The sequence below is a fragment of the Maricurvus nonylphenolicus genome (assembly GCF_042854845.1).
GTDB lineage: Bacteria > Pseudomonadota > Gammaproteobacteria > Pseudomonadales > Cellvibrionaceae > Maricurvus > Maricurvus nonylphenolicus.
In genome coordinates this window covers 80,770-100,637 of sequence record NZ_AP031498.1, presented here as the reverse complement: position 1 = coordinate 100,637, position 19,868 = coordinate 80,770, and the positions used below count along the sequence as shown (strand labels likewise).

The following is a 19,868-nucleotide window of genomic DNA, read 5'->3' as shown; positions in this document are numbered from 1 at the left end:
GTCTTATTATTGCTGCCACAGCTACGGCTATAGCAGTTTATGGTACTCGACTATTAACCGCTCAATATCTAAATGAGATTATCCACTTTATCTGGGGCAGTTTCTCATCTTCTGATGAGGTTCTGGAGCGGTCACTACAAGTCTTTCACGGGTCTCAGATTATTGTTGGCCTGGTAGTTTTCGCATTAATTATGTTTATTCGGATGCCCCGCAAAAGTAGTACAACATCCACTTAATACATTAGGCCTGCCTTTAAGCAGGCCTTTTTATCCTTAGATTATGGAAGGCAATTACTCTTCATGCGCTTCCAGCATTGGCTCAGACAGCACATCTAATTCGTAGTGCTCTGAAAGCTTGGTAATAACCTGTCTTACCAGACGCCTATTTTGCGAAGGCGATTTAATTTCATGAATCATGGCCGTGAAATTATCAATTTCCACTTTCATATCAGCGCGATAAATCCAGATCCAATCTTCCCCCTGCTGACCCCACTCAATATTTTTATAGTGTTGCTTTAGCAGCGTGACCAGCGCTTCGATATCTGCTTCAGTAACGAAGCGCGCGTAAATCATGCGGTATTTTTCTGCTGCAGGTTTTCATACACATGCTCAGCAAACCCATGCCCGGCTTCGGCATAGAAGTTGTAGGAAATACAACCCAGTTCTTCCAGCTCACGCATTTGATCGGCAAAACGTGCGATCACTGCTACTTTGCCGTTGTAACCCAGCTCTTTAATCAACTCGACCACCGCCACATTTTCGGTGTGGTTGGTGAGGCTGATCATAATCAAATCGACTTCGGCTAAATTAATGCGATCCCAAAAGTCCCGGTCACTGGCATCGCCGCGGTAAACATTGAGGCCCTGCTTGGCTTTGCTCGCTAATTTGTCAGTGCCTTCTTCTATCCCTGCTATTTGTTCAGGATAGAATTTTTGCAAATATTCATACACACCGCTGCCGACTCGCCCCATACCCAAAACCAAAACTCGGGCATTACCTAAATCTACAGGCTCTTCTCCCGGCAGACGGGTTTTGCGTTCAAAGCGCGTAAAGACATCTTTGTAGTTGTTGTAGAGTTTGACCGCGCGCGCATTGATGGGCACCGAGAGGAAGAACGATATCGATAAGGCCACGGCGATGGTGGTTACCCACTCCATTGGCAGCAGTCCCTGTTGTGCCGCCACGCCACTGACAATCAAACCGAATTCACTGTAATTAAACAACGCCAGTGACGCCAACAGGGAAGTCCGCGCTCGGTACTTGAGCATGGTCATTAGCCAGTAATAAAGGAACGGTTTGTAGGCAATAACGCCACCCAGGATTAGCGCCATCACCATCATATCGGGGCTTGGGAAACCGTTAAGGCCAATGATGAGGAAGAATCCCACCAGGAATAAATCTTTCAGGTTTAACAGGCTCTTGGCCAGCTCGTTACTCTTTAAGCTGCCACCCACCAAAACGCCCATAATCAGAGCACCAAGGTCACCCTTCACATAGAAGTATTCAAACAGGGCCGCACCGCCGATGGCCATGGCAAAACCAAACAACACCATCAACTCGCCGTGTCCGCATGCCCTTAACAATCTGTGCAGTAATGGCCGACAGGGAATTAACAACAACAGCAGCAGCGCGCTGGCTTCCGGAATTTTACCTGTGCTGCCCGCCATAAATACCACGGCGACCAAATCCTGAATAATCAAAATGCCGATGGCAATTTTTGCATGCAAGGCAGCGCTCTCACCCTGCTCTTCAAACACCTTTACCGCCAGTACTGTACTGGAGAAGGACAAGGCAAAGGCGATGGTCCAGATGGCGGTAGGATCCAGGCCGGATAAGGCCGCCAGGTAAGGACCGAGCAACAGTAAGAAACCGCCGATACAGGCCACCGATACCGCCATATGAATACCGGTTACTCCCCATAGACGTGGCGAAGCCAAATCACGCAGATTGAGCTTCAAACCAATAGAGAACAACAGCAAGGTAATGCCCAGATCCGCCAGGGTCTGAATCGTATCACTGGCACTCATGTCCATGGTCGCATGCAGCACAAAGCCTGAAGCCAGGTACCCCAGCATAGGCGGGAAACCTATGCGCTTAAAAATCAGTCCGGCGCCAAGGGCAACAATGATAATAACGGGGTCCAGCATGGTGGGCGGTAAATCCTTATTGGTGAGCTATATAAGTGATGATGTTCGCGAGTTATAACATCTTTGTGAATTTTAGCGTGGATAAAGGGTGCCGACTATGAGAATCCTGGCTTCGATTGATAAACGTCAGGCTTAATCAAATCCCCACCCCTGATTGAGACATTTTTGTATCAAAATATTGACCCCACAGATCCCTCATAGTAAATTGTACACATTGACAATTTACTTGTTACTTACCTGTCTAGGAGGTTGTGATGGATAATTTTTGGCGTGTTGTTGGTGTTCTACTGCTGGGCTGGGTCGCCTGGGACCTGTATGCCGGTTATACCCTGCTGCACGATGTGATCTATAAAGAAACCGATCCAACTCTCTACTGGACCGGTGTTTCTATTTGGCTGGCCCTGGCGATTAGCTGCTTTTTCTCCTGGGGGGGCGACTTACTCGAAGAGGATTAATCTCTGCCGGGTGCCCCCTTTTTTCTTGCTAGCTGTCATTTCTGGCAGGCACAAAAAAGGCCGCTAAACAGCGGCCTTCTTCGTTACTTTGGAGTAAAAACTTAGGCTTTAGGGCCAGCAGCTTCAACTTCTGGAGTAACGTTGAACTTCTTGATGTTCTCAGCGAACAGACCCGCCAGCTTGCCAGCAGCATCGTCGTAAGCAGCCTGATCAGACCACGCAGCACGTGGGTTCAGGTACTTGCTGTCTACTCCTGGAACTTCTACAGGAATCTGCAGGTTCATGGTTTCCAGAGTCTCGGTCGCAACGCCTTCCAGAGAACCGTTCTGGCATGCAGCAACAACAGCACGGGTCACAGGGATTGGGAAGCGAGAACCTTCGCCACCAGGGCCACCAGCACCGCCAGTCCAACCGGTGTTAACCAGGTAAACGTTAGCGTCGAACTCTTCAACACGCTTCATCAGCAGCTCGGCGTACTCGCGAGCAGGACGTGGCATGAAAGGCGCACCAAAGCAGGTAGAGAACGCTGGGTTGATACCGGCAGCAGCACCCATCTCGGTAGAACCTACGCGAGCGGTGTAGCCAGACAGGAAGTGGTATGCAGCAGCTTCTTTAGACAGGATAGAAACCGGTGGGATAACACCAGAAACATCACAGGTCAGGAAGATAACGTTCTTAGGCTCACCGGCACGGTTCTCTTCAACACGCATTTCAACGTGCTCCAGAGGGTATGAACAACGGCCGTTCTCGGTCAGAGAAGTGTCGCAGTAGTCAGGTACACCTTTTTCGTCGTGAACAACGTTCTCAACGATAGCGCCGAAGCGGATAGCGTCCCAAATAACTGGCTCGTTCTTCTGAGACAGGTCGATGGTTTTAGCGTAGCAACCACCTTCCATGTTGAATACAGCACCCTTGGCCCAACCGTGCTCGTCATCACCGATCAGGTAACGCTCTGGGTCAGCAGACAGGGTAGTTTTACCGGTACCGGACAGACCGAAGAACAAGCAAGTGTCGCCTTCTTTACCAACGTTAGCGGAGCAGTGCATTGGCAGTACGTCTTTCTCTGGCAGCAGGAAGTTCTGTACAGAGAACATCGCTTTCTTCATCTCACCAGCGTACTTGATGCCGGCCAGCAGTACTTTGCGCTGAGCAAAGTTAACGATAACGGTAGCTTCAGAGTTGGTGCCATCACGCTCTGGCTCACAGACGAAGTCTGCAGCATGCATGATTTTCCACTCTTCTTTGGATTTCGGGTTGTAATTGTCGGTGCGGATGAACATGTTGCGACCGAACAGGTTGTGCCAGGCAGTCATGGTGGTAACTTTAACTGGCAGGTAGTGATCAGCATCTTCTGCTACATGCAGGTGAGATACGAAGGTATCTACGGTAGACAGATATTCTTCAACGCGATCCCACAGCAGATCAAATTTGCCAGCGTCGAAAGGACGGTTCACAGAACCCCAATCGATGGAATCAGCAGTAGAAGGCTCTTCTACAGTGAAACGGTCAGCAGGGGAGCGACCGGTACGCTTGCCGGTTTCGCACACCAGAGCACCGGTGTGGGACAGTTTACCTTCGCCACGCTTCAGTGCCTGTTCTACCAGTTCGGCAGAGGTAAGGTCGGTGTATACGGTTGGAACCGCATCATCAATCTGTGTCATTCGTCGATGTCCTGTAAATGTGCTAAAAGTCGAAAATCTTTAAACAATCAAAAGGCTAATCATTAACCCAACGGTTGGTGTGGGTTAGAAGCTCTACACGGCTCCGCTGGATACATGGCCCAACGGATGCCTAAAATTTGGGGGCGCTATTATGTCAGAAAAGCTCAGCGGACGCTAACCCCCTCAGACGCTTTTTTAACCAATCTTTACCCACCAGATCACGTTTAGTGGAGCTGTTTGGGTGACCCACCAAACATGCTATCCAAATCCTCGTTGCCAAAGCGATACTGCTGGTTACAGAACTGACAATCGATGATGATTTGCTCCTGCTCGGCTATCAGGCTTTCCACCTCCTGACGGCCCAGAGAGACCAGCGCTCGTTCAGAGGCCTCACGAGAGCAGCGGCAGTGGAAGCGCACCGGCTCGGCCTCAAACATACGAACCTGTAGCTCATGGAACAGGCGGAATAGCAGGGTTTGGTGATCCAGGCCCAGCTGCTCATCGGCGGTCAGGGTCGCAGCCACGGCCTCAGCGGTCTCCCAGGTTTCCTGGTTTTTGCTTGTATCACAGGTCTGCTCCGGCATGGCCTGCAGCATCATACCGGCTGCGGTTTTGCTGGCCACATCGGCCTGCAGCCAAAAGCGCGTCTTTAACTGCTCGGACTGCTCAAAGTAATGCTCCAAGCAACCCGCCAGGTTATCGGCATCCAAAGGGACTATGCCCTGGTAACGCTGACCCTGCTCCGGCTCGACGATAATGGCCAATACGCCTTTGCCTAATAGTTGAGGCAAGCTGAGGCCTTGGTATTCACTGTGATCCACACCTTCAGCCAGTTGCGCCACCGCGCGCAGCTCTTTGTTATTGCTACACTCGGCCATAATCAGCGGCAGTGGGCCTTCGCCACGAGCCTGCAAGGTCAGAATGCCATCAAACTTTAATCGCCCGGACAACAGGCTGGCCGCCGCCAGAAACTCACCCAGCAGGGTTTGAACACTTTCCGGGAAAGGATTATTAACCAGCACCTGGCTGTAGCTATCTCCCAACGTGGCCACCTCACCACGCAGGTCGGTGTCATCAAACAGGAAGCGATGCATCACATCGCGGTCTTCGTTCTTAGAGATATTGTTGGCTATATCTTGGCTACTGGTATCGTCAACCACGGTCTTGGCTACCTTGGGCTGGGCCCCACTGTGAAAAACGGCGCGATTCTACCACTGGCTGGGGGTTTGGCCCAACTCTACAAACTAGGAGCCTTACATGAAAAGAAAACAAAGGGAGGGCTTAAGCTTGTGGTTCCTTGCGGCCTCCCCGGACCTTCGGAGGCAGGACGCCGACGCAGAGCGCTGTTTGTAAACGAGAGTGGATGGCGCACAGCGTGTCCGGGGAGGCCGCAAGGGATCGCAAGCGCCACGATCTAATTTAGAACCACTAAGGAGCAAGGTCCGGAGAATAAGGGCTAGGTACTTGGTAACGCTGAAGAACTTCAGCCTCAGTCGCCTCCGCTTGGAGATGATCTATTACCATCTGATAGCCCTCCAAATCACGGAACACAGTGAACTCTCGGGAAGCGCCCTGCTCACCATTCTCTCGCACCATACTGGCAAAGTGATCAAAATCCCGGATCGGCTGGCCATTTACACTCTCCAGCACCCAGTTTTTCCAATCGTGATACCCAAGGTTTACATCGGCTGCGAGGGTTTTGAGGGCCACCACTAACTCACGCTGCTCCGGGCTGGACCACACATTACGGGCATTGAGGAATTCCACCGGCGCCTGACGGTGCCAGTCACGGCCCCAACGTTTAATCAGGTTCATATTCAGCGGTACAAACACTACTCCGCCGTAGATCATATAACGGGGTAGACGATCGAATTGTTCAGGTTGAACCAAGGTGTAGTTGTAGGTCGGACGATCAGCGGTAATGCTGACCTTGTGGATCTTGCCTTTACGGGACAAGGTAATATCAACCTTATCCCCGCGGTGATACTGGTCGATCGCGTATTTGAAATTGGTACGCAGGTTTTTGCGGAACTCGATAGTGCGATCATCGGCGATCTCATAATCGTCGATTTTTAGAATCACATCATTCAGTTCAATAACGCCTGCCGCCGGCGACTGCTCAAACACCTTGGCCACCAGGGCTCCATTGCTCTGTTGCGCCACCCCATACACACTCTTCATGGCTGGGCTTTCAAGGTTTTGGGTGCGGAAGCCAAGGTCCGGGAAGCCATCGTACTTACCGTCTTCAGCGTCTTTCAATACATGATGAATCACACTGGGCGGTACAAAGTAGCCGAGGTTTTCTGCCCGGCCGCTGGTATTGGCCTGCATCACCACACCGACGATCTTGCCGTCGACCACCACTGGTCCACCACTATTGCCGGGGTTAATGGCGGCATCAATCTGGCCCGCCAGAAGGTAGCCACCGGCGTGAGCGTAGTATTGATGCTCGACCCGCGAGAGGATCCCGCGGGTAATACTCATGGTATTGCCGCCAAAGGGATAACCAAACACCGACACTTCCTGCAGCGGTTCCGGCAACTTGCCGACCTTGAGGGGCTTAAGGCCTTTAAAGAATGTTTCGTCCTGTACTTCGAGAATTGCCAGATCCGCCTCATGGGAAACAAAGGCTACCTTAGCCAGGTACTTGCGTGGATCACCGTGCTTTTGCGCCTGAATATAACGGGCATCGGCAATGACATGGGCGTTGGTGAGAATACGGTTACCGGCAATAACAGCCCCGGAGCCGTTGGATTGCTTGGCATTGAGTAGACGCCAGGGCGTGAAATAGTCCGGTGCGGCAGAAGTGGTGTAAATCTTTACCACTGCCGTTTTCAGGCGTTCAATATCCCCGTGGCCGTAGGCAAATCCCTGGCTGGCCCACATCATTAAACTTATCCACAGGGTAATACGTAATCCTTGCACGGCTACTCCTCGTTAATGCTATTCCAGATCTTGTTCGCGGAAGCGGTGAATCTGACGGCGCTGTTTTTTGGTGGGGCGATGATCGGGGGTCATATCCAGGCCCCGCAGCACCTTGCGCTGTGCCGCCTGTGCTTCACGCTTGGCAATGCTCGCTTCGGTTTCCTGATACAGTTTAGCGGCTTCCGGGGCACCGCGACGTTTATCAGACAACGCTATTACCAGCACGGTCTTTTCATCGTGCCCCTGGCGAATGGTGAGCTCGACGCCACACTCAATCTCTTTACTGGGTTTTACCCGCTGACCCTGGCAGTGGACCTTGCCGCCATCGATCGCCTGCTTGGCTATGTTGCGGGTTTTATAGAATCGGGCAGCCCATAGCCACTTATCGATACGAACTTTTTCCATGATGCCTTAACAACTATTGATCAACAGGTAGACCAGGCATTATCTCATCAAAATGGTTGATAGCGGGATACTCACTGACTTTGCGTGGCTTTTGGCTGTCCGGCTGGTGAATACAAAGCAGGTGCTGAATGCCAAACTGCTTAGCACTGTCGAGGATGCGGACGGTATCGTCAACAAACAGGGTGCGGGCCGGATCGAAATGTTCTCGTGCTTGCAACTGGGTCCAAAAGGCCTGGGCTTCTTTTGGTTCGTTAAATTCGTGGGAGGAAATCACCATATCCAGCCACTGATCAATCTCGGTAACTTCCAGTTTTAAATCCAGGCTTTGAGGATGGGCATTGGTAATTAACACCAGTTTTTTATCCAACAGCCGCAAACGCTGCAGAAATTCCACCACAAAGGGACGAATCTGAATCTTGTCCTTTACCTCTTCCTTTAATGCACGAATATTGAGATCCAGTGCATCTGACCAGAACTCCAGGCAATACCAATTCAGCGTGCCTTCATGGGCCTTAATATGCGCCATCAACTTTTCGTTGGCGGTTTCCAGATCCATGCCCTGTGCGGCAGCGTAGTGCTGGGGCAAATGCGTTAGCCAGAAATAATTATCAAAGTGTAAATCCAGTAAGGTGCCATCCATATCCAACAGCACCGTATCTATTGCCTGCCAATCAATCATAAGCCTGTATACACCCGATTATTTCGTTAAAGCATACCTTATCTCGCAAGATATTGTCGTCTATTAGCAAGCCTTTTCAAAAAAGAGATTCCGCCATTATGCGCCCTCGACAAACGTCGCAAATTAACAAGTCGGCCTTCTTATTCTGCCTTTAGACTTTCCGCGCTCGGTTTCTATCCGTCACGGTTCTATCTATCACGGTTTTAAATCCAGAGCACACATAATTCCAATAAAAACGAAAATATCTGAGAGAGAGGAAACGGGTATGTTGACGAAGCCCACATTACGCCCTTTAACGGCTGCTATCGCCCTTGCATCCATCACCACCACTTTACCTACACTGGCCGAAACCTTTGCCCTGGAAGAAGTTGTGGTTACTGCACAAAAACGTGCGCAGGATATGCAGGATGTACCTATTGCTGTGACAGCGATGAATGAAGAACTTATCAAGCAGGCAGGTATCACCAACGTTGCTGGTGTTGCCGCTCGCACGCCCGGTTTTAGCATGGGTGAATTTAACCCAACCCAGCCACAATTATTTATTCGCGGCATTGGTTCTAACGGTGATGGCGCCGGTGGTGGTGAGCAATCCGTTGCCATGTTTGTCGATGGCGTTTATGTAAACCGCAGTGCGGGGACCGGGCTGGAATTGTTCGACATTGCCGGTATTGAAGTTTTGCGTGGCCCGCAGGGCACCCTGTGGGGCAAGAATGCTATTGCCGGCGCGATTAATGTCACCACGAAAAAACCGGCCGATGAATTTTCTGCAAAAGTTGAAATCGGTACCGGTAACTACGGCTTGCGCTCTTACCGCGGCATGATCAGCGGCCCTTTAACAGACAAGCTCAATGCCAAACTGACTTACAATCAAAAAGACCGCGATGCCTATGTTGACAGTGTCATCTCGGATGTTGAAACCGGCGATATTGATAGCAGCAGTGCCCGTGCCCAGTTCTTGCTCACACCCTCAGACAGTGTAGAGATTCTTATCAGTATGGATTACGGCGAAGATCAGCGCACGGGCACTGCCGCCGTTCCCAATGAAACCGGTTTGGTTCCCGCCGCATCCAACGCAGTGGGTTTAACACTGGCAGCAATGCAAGCAGCCAACCTGATACCCACTGCTGACTTCCATGAAAATTACCTGGAAAACGCTGGCCACACCACAATGGATAGCCAAGGCGCTTCCGTACAAGTCGATTGGGATCTCAACGATAAAACACTGACCAGTATTACGGCCTACCGGGAATCCAAAACCAGCTTCAGCAATATTGGTTTAGGTGTCGGCCCTACCGCTTTCCCGTTACTCGATGTCGATAACTATGCGGAAGAAAGCAGTCGCATGATCAGCCAGGAATTCCGTCTTGCCGGCGATACAGAGAATCTCAACTGGCAAACAGGCCTCTACTTTAATCAGGAAAAAACCTCCCGTAACGAAGGCGGTAACTTTCAGGGCACCATGACCGGCGGTTTCGCGTTGTCGGATGATACTTTCCAGAAAAACGAAACCACCAGTTATGCCGCATTTGCCCAAGCAACCTTTGCAGCAACTGATCGGCTCGATTTAACCTTCGGCATTCGTTACACCAAAGAAGAAAAAGATTTTGAAAACCGCGGCATTAGTGGCGCGGGCCTGTATGTGTTGGAAGATTATGATGTGGCTGTCGACGAAAGCTGGAACGCCACTACTTACAAGTTTGTTACCAACTATCAGCTGCTGGATGACACCATGGTATACGCCAGTGCTGCCACCGGTTTTAAAAGCGGCGGCTTTGACGGTGTAGCCACCGGGGCGACTGAAGCAGCTTCGCCGTTTGAGCAGGAAGAAGCGTTGAATCTGGAAATCGGCTTTAAATCCATGTTGGTAGATAACCGTTTGCGTTTAAACGGCGCCCTGTTCCATACATCCTATGATGATTTACAACTGCTGCAAACTTTCGACGATGGTAACCCGGCCACATTGGTGGACCCGTTAAAAACCATCAACGCCGGTGAAGCCGAAACCCAGGGGATTGAACTGGAAGCTGAGTTTGCCCTTACCGAAAACTGGCGTCTCTCCGGTACTTATGCCTATCTCAATACTGAATACACCAAGTTTCAGGAAGGTTTAACACCCGACCTGGTACCCAATGAAGGCAATAAGCTGCGCAATGCGCCTCGCAATGCCTGGAACCTGGCGGTAAGTTACAGCAAGGATTTAAGCATTGGCGGTGCGGTTGATGCGCGGCTTGAATATGTGGCGAAAGATAAGGCCTATCAGGATATTCAGAACTTTGAACACGGCGCTATACCTGCATACCGCATTTACAATATGCGTATGGCATACACCAGTGCGGATGAACAGTGGGAAGTGGCAGGCTGGGTGAACAATGCGTTTGATGAAGAGTACTACGCCCACAATTACCAGATTTCACCATTTGGCGCTTTCCATGTGCCAGCGCTACCGCGCACTTATGGTCTAACCCTGACTTACTCCATGTAATGACTCTCGTAATATAATCTCTAACTTGTGGCGGGCTCTGTGTCCGCCTTTTTTATTAAGCCATGACGATTACTGTAATTGCTTTTCCTGCTCCAACATATCGCGTCGATATTCAGCTGGCGACATGCCGGTCCAATTCTTAAACGCATGGGTAAAGGCGCTGGTTTCCTGATAACCCAACAAGAGGGCAATATCGGTGATTGCCATATCGGTTTCAGCGAGATAATTTCGCCCCCAACGCAAACGCACATTTTTCAGTAATTCGTTAAAGCGGGTAGCATCGACTTTTAATCGTCGCTGCAAGGTTCGCTCAGTCATATGTAACTGTTCGGCGACCAAGGTCAGATTACACTCACCAGTGGGCAACAAACGCATAATGTGCTTTTCAACCAATGCCGTTGTTAATAGTGAATCAGGAATATGCTTTAAATCAGTCTCTATCAGCTTGATAAGCTGTTGCTGTTCATACTCTGAAACCACCGCCTGATCGTCCATAGGCTTAAAAGGTCGCTCGGCATCTTCCCTATGCAAGGTGATACGATTCTGCCCACAAGCAAAATGTAGATTGTCACCAAATATCGCTTGCAGCTGCGTTAAATCAGCTGGCGCTGGTGATGTAAACTCCACCTTCGCCGGAATGCACGTTACGCCAACTCGCTCGTTGGCCGAAGAAATCCAGTTCGCAAAAATTGCCTCGGCAAAGTAACGCTCCTTATCAAACTCCGGCACCAGCGGCGTCCAGGTATAGATGGCAAAGTTTGTCGTTTTTACACATTCCGTTGTGCCAGAGTGCATCATAATACGCCGGATAGGCGTAAAGGTTTCCAACGCTTCAGTCATATTGGACGTGCAACAAGCGATGTACCCCAACCAGCCCTGATCTTCGATGGACAAGGAGTAGCCAAACTTGAGGCCAATATCCTCACAACCACTGCGCGCAGCGGCCAAAGAAAATGCCTTGATCAACGCCGTCATCGGAAAGCGTTTTTCACTGTCGACCAGCTCTCGGGCATCAACACCAATATCGGCCAACAATTGCGAACGATCTACACCGAGGTCTGCGGCAGTATCAACCAGCTTACGTAGATAGGGGCCGATAACCGTCCATTCAGGTTTAATTGTGGATTCAGTTGCACTCATGGATTACGTCGCTTTTTAGCAAGTCGGGGTGCCCCGATAACACTTATTATAATAATCAGCGGTTAAGGCAGAAGATTTTTGTGTGCAAGGTGGGTCAAGTGCAAGGCCATTTTAACGCAAAAATACCGCGATATGACGGGTTTATTGACTTTTATTTGTGCAATATCTGCGCGAAGGCTCCCCTATGCTCGCGCTATGGTAACAGTCCCCACAATATGGATAATGGAGGGCCGTTTTTCAATCCTGATATTGATCTATGTCTTTTTCACTGTCCCAGGAAAATCTTCAACAGCTTATATCACTATGCCAGGATGCTGGTCAGGCCATAATGGCCATCTACCAACGCAGTGAAGGCTTTAGCATTGATGCCAAAGCCGATAATTCACCCCTGACTGAAGCAGACCTCGCTGCCCACAAACTGCTTGAGCAAGGTTTAATTGCATTAACTGCGGATATTCCTGTGTTGTCTGAGGAATCGGAAAGCCCCGATTTTGCGACCCGAAAAAGCTGGTCTCGCTATTGGATTGTAGACCCGCTGGATGGCACCAAAGAATTTATCAAACGCAGTGGCGAATTTACGGTAAATGTCGCGCTGATTGAAAACGGTGTGCCGGTCATGGGCGTTGTACATGTTCCGGCTCTGTCGATTACCTATGGCGCCATAAACCAGCCGGCATCCGCTGAGCATGGAGCCTGGAAACATGAAGCGGACAAAACAACATCGATCAAGGTTAGAAGCCTTCCGGCCGATACTGCCGTCGCCGTTGTCGCCAGCCGCAATCATGGTGCCGAGGAGGTTGTCGCACTGCTTGATCGTATTGGCGCAACGCTTGGCCCTGCAGAAACCACATCCATGGGCAGCTCTCTAAAGCTGTGCCTGGTCGCCGAAGGCAAGGCCGATCTGTATCCTCGGCTGGCCCCTACCTGTGAATGGGATACCGCTGCAGCCCAAGCCGTAGTAGAGGCCGCTGGCGGGCAAGTGGTGGATGATCAATTGGCTGTGCTGCGTTACAACCAAAAGGACAGCCTGCTCAACCCGCATTTCTATGTAATTGGTGATACCGACTACGAGTGGCAGCGTATTCTAAAAAGCTAAAAGCTATTAGCCCACTCCCACTTAAAGCCTAACTGCATATAAAAGCCCATCTCGAATGGGCTTTTTTGTGCCACCCACAATTTAATCAGCAGCACCAAAAATATTGTCTATGCTTTGGTTATATGTAGTTTGCACCGGAGACAACCCTGGTGCCTTAACCGTGGTAATGCAGTATGAGTTATATAACCCCCCCGCTAGTTGAGGTCAGCCACCAAGATGCCAGCATACTTAAAGAACATTTAATCAGCGAGATCACGCACCTGGAACGGCAGTGCGAACGCTTAAGAATAGAAAGCGATACCGTCGATTTCTCCATGCTGCAAACCTACAAGGAAATGATTCATTCACGAAAGGAATTGCTTGCCGGACTGCCAAAAACTCCTGTGTAGTATTCCACCCGCTCTCATCAGGCAACGGCGAGACTATCCATTGGGAAGTGAATCAGTCTCGTACACCGGCTGCAGCTATATAACGATCAAGCATGAGTCCAAGTTGCCTGCATGACAAACAATAGGTTTTTACAACATACGTTTTTGTTCTGGCTTTTTGCCACCCTGTTGATGATGGCTCACGCCAGTCAAAGCAGTGCCTATTCTCCTGACACACTATCCCCAGACACCCTGGTCGCCAACCTCAATCAATCGGAGACAGAGGTTAGCAAACAACAGTTATCAAAAATCCTAACACTCAAGAAAACCCGTTGGTCCAACAACCAGCGTATTCAGATTTTTCTCTATGCCGAAGATTCAGAAGCCTTCAATGAATTTATTGTTAACCAACTGGGAGTCTTTCCCTATCAACTACGCCGTCACTGGAAACGCTCAGGCTTTTCGGGCAGAGCTTCTCCACCGGTCATCGTTGACAGTATGGATGAATTAATTGAACGACTAGAAGCCACACCAGGTGCAATAGGTTTTATCCCTCAATCATTAATGACTTCGGAGCTTCAGCGTGTCACGATTTCTGATTAATACGCTTTCGATGGCTTGCATTCTCGGTTTGTCGCCTCTGACTCACGGCCATGATGACTGGCAACTCAGCGGATTTTTTACTCAAGGCATTAATACCACCAGCGACTACAATTTCTTTGGCGATTCTGATGACAGCGTGTCAACCGATTACTCTGAAGCTGGCATCAATCTAACCCACTTCCTTAATGACAAAATCCGATTTACCGCCCAGCTTGCCTATCGAAACTCTAACGTGTTAGACGAAGATGAATTTTTCCTCGACCTGTTACAAATCGACGCACTTTTACACAATACGGAGAACACCACCACGGGTGTAAAACTGGGCCTGATTAAGTTTAAACAGCGCTTGTACGATGATGTCTACGATGTTTCTGCTGCGTGGAGTACCGCCCAGCTGCCCGAAGTGCTTTACCCTCAATTGACACGCTCTACATTGTTAAATTTTGAAGGCATTATTATTCACCACACCGTAGACATTGAGAACTGGACGTTTTTATTTAACCTGGGTGCAGGACAACGGGATATTGAAAGCAACGTTGTGGAAGACCTTTATCTCTATGATTTAGGGACTACAACAGATACCAAGACCGATGAGGCCTACACGGCGTTATTCGAAGTAACTAACGAATTTCGCCAGCAAAAATTAGGCATAGGGTATCTGAAAGCCCGCTGGAAACCAGAAGTAAGTTTAGGCAATTTGATTGAAGCATCAATCGGCAGTAATAATGACTTCTACACCTTGTATCTCTCGCAAGGTTGGGGCCCCTGGGTGTTTGAACTGGAAGCAAGTTATATAGAGTCAAAAAATCGTATTACATCAATCGACTTTCCTAGCGGGTTCGGAGCCTGCAACACTACCTGCCAAGCCCTGCTAAGTACATACAGCGAGCTGATTGAAGGTCAATCCAATGGTTATGCCGGCTATTTCACATTACACAGAAATTTCCCTAACGGCACCAACATCTATCTCGGCTATGGTCATAGTGTCGACAATGCTGACGATATCAGAGGCAAAGAACTGGAACAGTTAACGGGTGCGCCCAACCACACGGCCTACCTAAAACAAACGTTTCTTGGATTCCAATATCAGATTACCGAAAACTGGTCTGTTGCCAGTGAATTTAGTTTGTTTGAAGGCACCAGCAACCTGAGCACCAAGGAAAACGTATTTGACAACGATAGCGCCAAACACTGGCATTCATTCTTTACAAGAATCTCCTATACCTTCTAGGCTATGAAAAACAGTATCTTTATCAGTGTAGGTTGGTCCGTTGCGTTAAGGTCGACGCTATTGGCGATTTTCTTTTTCACCCTTTCCTTTTTCGTCTTTAAAGATCACCTGATAACTCAAATACAACAGAAAACCCAACTCACATCACAACGAGATTACAATCAGTTTGAGCAACTGCTTAGATCCAGCAGCAATTTTCAATTGGGGTTTATTGAAGCGATATCGGTCACCTTACGCTCACTCACAGATTCAAACCTAAAAAGCCTGACAAAAGCCATTGAAACCAACTGGGAGACATTCAACCTGATTTATGGCCTGGAAAAATTCTCTATCTATAGCAATACAGAAACACCTGATTACAACTATGGCGATATCCCCATAACCTATCCAAACGACATAATGTCTTCTATCACAATGGACAGCGAACCGTTTAGCATTTTCCTATGCAATCAGGGCTGCTACCATGTTGTCGGGGTTCCATTTTTGCTCGGAGATAATAAACCGGTATTTATTGTCCTGGCTGCTCAGGCAGAGATATTAATCGCTTCATTCAACACCCTTACCGGCGCTAAGGCCACCATGGCACATCTAGATGCCACTAACGGCCTGACACTGATTGGGGACAAAGATCTTAATCAGGCTTTAGTGGAAAGTGCCAAGGCGTTTAACGAGCTCCGGGCCTGGAATTTTGAAAAGTCTATTACCTATCAAGCAGCCAATAGCCGATATTACAACCTGAGTATTCGCAAGGTGTCTGACCATATGCACCTTGCCGATGTGTATTTATTCTGGTCGCTGGATATAACGCCGTTGATCCATCGCCATCAGAAAACGTTAAGACAAAGCATCATCGTTATGATAGGCCTTGGATTTGTTTTGTTCTTCTTTATGTTCTTCTCTCTGCGCAACTTCAGTGCTCGTTCACAACTGCTTGCCGAAACGCTACCCTTGCTGACCCAAGCCAAATACAAAGAAGCGGAACAACGGCTTAAACCACCCACGTCCTTTTTGCCCTTTGAAGATGATATTGATCGTCTGTTTGATACATCGCTAACCGTGACTCAACAATTGCAGACGATGAATGAAGAAATTGATTTACAAAATCAACGCCTGCATAAAATGGCCTACCGGGACAGTTTAACGGGATTGCCAAACCGACAATCATTTTATGAATCCCTGAACCAGCAACTGCGGTTATTATCGAGGCGCGATAAGTTTCTTGGCTTGCTGTTTATCGATATCGACGGCTTTAAACCTGTTAATGATACCTATGGCCACAAGGCCGGCGATTTTATTCTCACAACCCTGGCAGTGAGAGTGAATAATTGTATTCGCCAAGCTGACACGCTGTTTCGTTTGGCGGGGGATGAGTTTGTGATTATTGTTTCGGAGCTTGAAGCTGAGGACGGACTGCATATTATTGCCCGCAAGGTGGTCGATTCCATGCATCGGCCAATTAGCTGGGAGGGACACATTTTGGATGTCAGCCTCAGTGTTGGCGGCGTTATGACCAAAAACAGCGAGTTACATCAGGACGAGTTTCTGCACAAGGCCGATGAGGCCATGTATGTCTCCAAGAATACCGGCAAGGGGAAATACACCTTCCTCGGTATTCTCTAAAACACCGTGAAGATTTTAAAACAGATATTTGGGTGCAAGGATAGATACCCAGACAAAGATAACCATCGCCAGAGAAATAAACACGGCGGCCGAGCCCAAATCTTTTGCCCGGCCACTCAGCTCATGCTTTTCCACGCCAATACGATCAATCGCCGCTTCAACCGCAGAGTTAAGCAGCTCAACGATTAACACCAGAGCCAATACTCCAATAAGGGCTATGCGCTCCAGCGTAGAGACATCCAGAAATATCGCAAACGGCAGCATAACAGCTGCCAAGCTCAACTCCTGGCGAAAGGCGGCCTCATTTTTCCAGGCACCGATAAAGCCCTGCATAGAATAACCGGCTGCCTTAAAGACGCGTTTAATGCCACCGGTGCTTTTAAAATCCATTGCTGTTGGCTCTTCCATATACGCGGGCTTCCCAGTCTATTGCCAAGTAGTCCACAGGTTAAGTTTGTAATATGACAGCAATGCGACAAGGTCAGGCTTGTCTACACTAATTTGAAGCGCCTTCTGCCATATGCGGTTGCGGCAATTCCGGCAGGGCTTCAGTCATCATCAATAAGCCGTGCTGATAGTATTCGGTGCTCAATTCATGCTCACCCAGGTTGGCCAAAAGACGGGCCAACTCTGCGTAGGTTTGCCCCTGTTTCTCGAGCCGCAAGCTGTTCTCAAAATAATCACGCGCCTTGCCCCATAACTGATTGCGCAGACACAATCGGCCCAAGGTTAACAATAATGCCGCATTGGCCGGGCGCTCTTTTAACCAGGACTCGGCTACCAGTAACTGCTTTTGCAGATCGCCGCCTTGTACCTGGCCATAGGCCAGAATGGCTTCACTGCTCCAGTTCTGCTGCAAGCTTTTGCGCAGCAGTACCTCGGCATCCTTATCAGCGCCAATGCGTCGCAGTTGGGCCACATATTCCGCCAACAACTGGGGAGATTTTTGTTGAGCCTTGGGTAAACGCAGCCAGGTCTTTTGTAAACGCTTTAAACCCGCTTCAGCACTCAGCAACACTGCGCGCTCGCCATCACTCTGCAATAAATTGTGATACACCTTGGCGGTAAGCTCATCGAGTGCCTCACCGGAGACCACCTGATAACGCCTGAGATCCTGCAACATTTTTTCCAGCGCATCCCAATCCTGCAGCGCAATATAAACCTGATAGAGCAAATCCAGTACCACAGGATGTTTAGGGGCTTGCTGCTGGGCACGCTGCAAGGTTGCGGCGCACTGTTCATATTTTTTATCCAGCAGCTGCATACGCGCCTGGGTCAGCGCCACCGCTAAACTCGATTCCGGCGCCATGGATTCTGCTTTATGCAACAACTTTGAGGCCTGTTGTTCATCACCCAACTCATAGGCACTGCGGGCAGCGGCCAGGTAATTTACCAAGGGCGTTTCGGCTTTAGGGGCCGCTTTAAGCAACTGCCGGCGGGCGTTTTTCCAGTTGCCCTCCATAAAGTCGATTAGACCACGCGAAGTGCGGCGCTGGGCACGGCGTTCGTGACCAAAAAATACGCGGGATACGGCCGCGCCTGTCGACTTAAAGCCGCTGCGTATTAACCACACAACAAACCACACGGCCAACAAGCTTGCGCCAACTATCAGACCGGCAAACCAGATATTCATCGTGATGCTGGTGTTATTTAACACCAGCAGGAGATAACCACTGTTATTTTCCAGCAACTGATAGCTGCCAGCTCCCAACAGCAGAGCAACAAACAGCACAAGCAACAGGCGTCTCATTAATTCGACTCCTGTGCCGCTTTAGTTTGTTGTGTTTCCAGTACGGTAGGATTTTTTTGATCCCGCGGTTTTAAACGATGCAAATCCGCCATAAAAGCCTGCAGAGAATCCAGAGAGCCACTGATATTGGGCAGCTGCTGTTCGATATTAATTGCTCCCAGGCGCTCGATTTGCTCGGCCATACTGGCAACCTGCGGGTTGAACTGAAAATAGTTTTGCAACCAATTCGCCGCCTGCTGCAAACTGTGTTGATAGACCTTTTGTTCTTCGCGCAATAACGCCAGTTGCGCCTGCTCAAACATTAAACGCAGGTTCTGTTTTACATAGACCTGTTCTTCAATGGACAGCAAGGGTGCAGGAGTTTCTATATGGGTCTGTATGGAAACATGACGGCCCAGTGAAGCCAGAGCGCGATTAAAACTGGCCATTAGTCGCTGTTGCCAAGTCTCAGCAACGGATGGGGTTATCTCTGGCTCAGTTGGTTGAACTTCAACTGGCTTTTCGCCACGCTCGATTTCAACAAATGCCAGCGTCTCGACCTGCTGCGAAAATGCCGCTAACTCCAAATACAAACCGGTGCGATCAATACTCGGAGCCAGCTTTAAGGTCGCCAGATCTTGCGCCAGCGCCTTGCGCACGGAGAACAGATTCATATCGTCAATATCGCGCAAGATCTGATCGGCGGCTTCCAATAAGGCAATAGCGCCTTGGGGCTGACGCTCCATTAATAAACGCTGATTGCCAAGGCGTAACAGGTACTCCGCCTCGGCCAATAACCAGTCTTCACGGCTAGTGCTGGTCAGGTTATTGACCCGTTTACCCAAACCGTTAAGGCGATCCTGTGTTGCCGCTAATATTGCCTGCAGTTCATCACCGCTACTGGTTTGCTCTTGTATCTGGGAGGTTAATTGTTGTGTCTGTTTCTGCAGTGCAGATCGCGATTGTCGCGCACTATCGACTTGCTGTTGCAGCGCGGTTAATTGCGACTGCTGGGCCTGGAACTGCTGCCAGCCCAGATAACCTGCTGCACCACCGCCTGCCAGGGTCAATACCAGGCAGGTGGACAACAGAAGCGTAGCACTGCCCTTGCGTGTTTGAGCAGGCGAACCTGTTGCGCTACTGGCTTCTTTTGGAGCCTTTTCCGTTGTGTCTTGTTTAGAATTGGGAGCTTGTTCGGAGGTTTCCGTTTCACTCATGGGAATTCCCTTAATGGTTTCTTAAACGCTGAGCCTCTCTAGATTAGAGCCCCTGGCGTCAAACTCAGGGTAACGGCGACCATATCACGGTGTCGGCGCCGCGCCCTGTAA

The 19,868-nt window shown here is 49.5% G+C and carries 18 protein-coding genes; 7 read left to right on the top strand and 11 right to left on the bottom strand.

What is annotated here, in order from left to right; translation table 11 throughout:
- Positions 1-290: 290 nt before the first annotated feature.
- Complete coding sequence (locus ACGHZ6_RS00455) at positions 291-572, bottom strand: hypothetical protein (RefSeq protein ID WP_390616793.1); 282 nt, start codon at positions 570-572, stop codon at positions 291-293.
- Positions 569-2,146, bottom strand: a complete 1,578-nt coding sequence (locus tag ACGHZ6_RS00450) for a cation:proton antiporter (RefSeq protein WP_390616792.1) — start codon at positions 2,144-2,146, stop codon at positions 569-571. Before ACGHZ6_RS00450 ends, ACGHZ6_RS00455 begins: the two co-directional genes overlap by 4 nt.
- Before the next feature lie 254 nt (positions 2,147-2,400).
- Here ACGHZ6_RS00450 and ACGHZ6_RS00445 point away from each other — a divergent pair, with 254 nt between their 5' ends.
- Positions 2,401-2,601, top strand: coding sequence for a hypothetical protein (locus ACGHZ6_RS00445; protein ID WP_390616791.1), 201 nt, complete (start codon positions 2,401-2,403; stop codon positions 2,599-2,601).
- Positions 2,602-2,702: 101 nt separating this feature from the next.
- Here ACGHZ6_RS00445 and ACGHZ6_RS00440 read toward each other — a convergent pair whose 3' ends face one another.
- The 5 genes from ACGHZ6_RS00440 to yrfG form a co-directional block, all read right to left on the bottom strand.
- On the bottom strand, positions 2,703-4,262 hold the full coding sequence (locus ACGHZ6_RS00440; RefSeq protein ID WP_390616790.1) for a phosphoenolpyruvate carboxykinase: 1,560 nt from the start codon (positions 4,260-4,262) through the stop codon (positions 2,703-2,705).
- A 224-nt stretch (positions 4,263-4,486) separates the two neighbouring features.
- Complete coding sequence (gene hslO, locus ACGHZ6_RS00435; RefSeq protein ID WP_390619216.1) at positions 4,487-5,356, bottom strand: Hsp33 family molecular chaperone HslO; 870 nt, start codon at positions 5,354-5,356, stop codon at positions 4,487-4,489.
- 334 nt (positions 5,357-5,690) lie between these two features.
- The gene (locus ACGHZ6_RS00430; RefSeq protein WP_390616789.1) at positions 5,691-7,187 is read right to left on the bottom strand and encodes a S1C family serine protease; all 1,497 of its coding nucleotides are present in this window, start codon (positions 7,185-7,187) and stop codon (positions 5,691-5,693) included.
- Between the two features lie 18 nt (positions 7,188-7,205).
- Positions 7,206-7,592, bottom strand: a complete 387-nt coding sequence (gene hslR, locus ACGHZ6_RS00425) for a ribosome-associated heat shock protein Hsp15 (protein ID WP_390616788.1) — start codon at positions 7,590-7,592, stop codon at positions 7,206-7,208.
- Positions 7,593-7,605: 13 nt separating this feature from the next.
- Positions 7,606-8,271, bottom strand: a complete 666-nt coding sequence (yrfG, locus tag ACGHZ6_RS00420) for a GMP/IMP nucleotidase (protein WP_390616787.1) — start codon at positions 8,269-8,271, stop codon at positions 7,606-7,608.
- Between the two features lie 265 nt (positions 8,272-8,536).
- Here yrfG and ACGHZ6_RS00415 point away from each other — a divergent pair, with 265 nt between their 5' ends.
- Complete coding sequence (locus tag ACGHZ6_RS00415) at positions 8,537-10,753, top strand: TonB-dependent receptor (protein ID WP_390616786.1); 2,217 nt, start codon at positions 8,537-8,539, stop codon at positions 10,751-10,753.
- A 69-nt stretch (positions 10,754-10,822) separates the two neighbouring features.
- Here the strand turns inward: ACGHZ6_RS00415 and ACGHZ6_RS00410 are convergent, their stop codons facing one another.
- A complete protein-coding gene (locus ACGHZ6_RS00410) occupies positions 10,823-11,893 on the bottom strand; it encodes an AraC family transcriptional regulator (RefSeq protein WP_390616785.1) in 1,071 nt (356 codons plus the stop codon).
- Between the two features lie 256 nt (positions 11,894-12,149).
- On the opposite strand from ACGHZ6_RS00410, the gene cysQ reads away from it, so the two are divergent.
- From cysQ to ACGHZ6_RS00385, 5 genes are all read left to right on the top strand, one after another.
- The gene (cysQ, locus tag ACGHZ6_RS00405) at positions 12,150-12,989 is read left to right on the top strand and encodes a 3'(2'),5'-bisphosphate nucleotidase CysQ (RefSeq protein ID WP_390616784.1); all 840 of its coding nucleotides are present in this window, start codon (positions 12,150-12,152) and stop codon (positions 12,987-12,989) included.
- A 173-nt stretch (positions 12,990-13,162) separates the two neighbouring features.
- Positions 13,163-13,378: a hypothetical protein gene (locus tag ACGHZ6_RS00400; protein ID WP_390616783.1), complete on the top strand. Its 216-nt coding sequence runs from the start codon at positions 13,163-13,165 to the stop codon at positions 13,376-13,378.
- Positions 13,379-13,489: 111 nt separating this feature from the next.
- Entirely contained in the window at positions 13,490-13,960 is a 471-nt protein-coding gene (locus ACGHZ6_RS00395) for a hypothetical protein (protein WP_390616781.1), read from the top strand.
- Entirely contained in the window at positions 13,941-15,191 is a 1,251-nt protein-coding gene (locus tag ACGHZ6_RS00390) for a hypothetical protein (RefSeq protein ID WP_390616780.1), read from the top strand. Before ACGHZ6_RS00395 ends, ACGHZ6_RS00390 begins: the two co-directional genes overlap by 20 nt.
- 3 nt (positions 15,192-15,194) lie before the next feature.
- Complete coding sequence (locus ACGHZ6_RS00385) at positions 15,195-16,811, top strand: diguanylate cyclase domain-containing protein (RefSeq protein ID WP_390616779.1); 1,617 nt, start codon at positions 15,195-15,197, stop codon at positions 16,809-16,811.
- 15 nt (positions 16,812-16,826) lie between these two features.
- Here the strand turns inward: ACGHZ6_RS00385 and ACGHZ6_RS00380 are convergent, their stop codons facing one another.
- From ACGHZ6_RS00380 to ACGHZ6_RS00370, 3 genes are all read right to left on the bottom strand, one after another.
- A complete protein-coding gene (locus tag ACGHZ6_RS00380; protein ID WP_390616778.1) occupies positions 16,827-17,201 on the bottom strand; it encodes a diacylglycerol kinase in 375 nt (124 codons plus the stop codon).
- Positions 17,202-17,307: 106 nt separating this feature from the next.
- On the bottom strand, positions 17,308-18,561 hold the full coding sequence (locus ACGHZ6_RS00375; protein ID WP_390616777.1) for a heme biosynthesis HemY N-terminal domain-containing protein: 1,254 nt from the start codon (positions 18,559-18,561) through the stop codon (positions 17,308-17,310).
- Positions 18,561-19,757: a uroporphyrinogen-III C-methyltransferase gene (locus ACGHZ6_RS00370; RefSeq protein WP_390616776.1), complete on the bottom strand. Its 1,197-nt coding sequence runs from the start codon at positions 19,755-19,757 to the stop codon at positions 18,561-18,563. Before ACGHZ6_RS00370 ends, ACGHZ6_RS00375 begins: the two co-directional genes overlap by 1 nt.
- Positions 19,758-19,868: the final 111 nt, after the last annotated feature.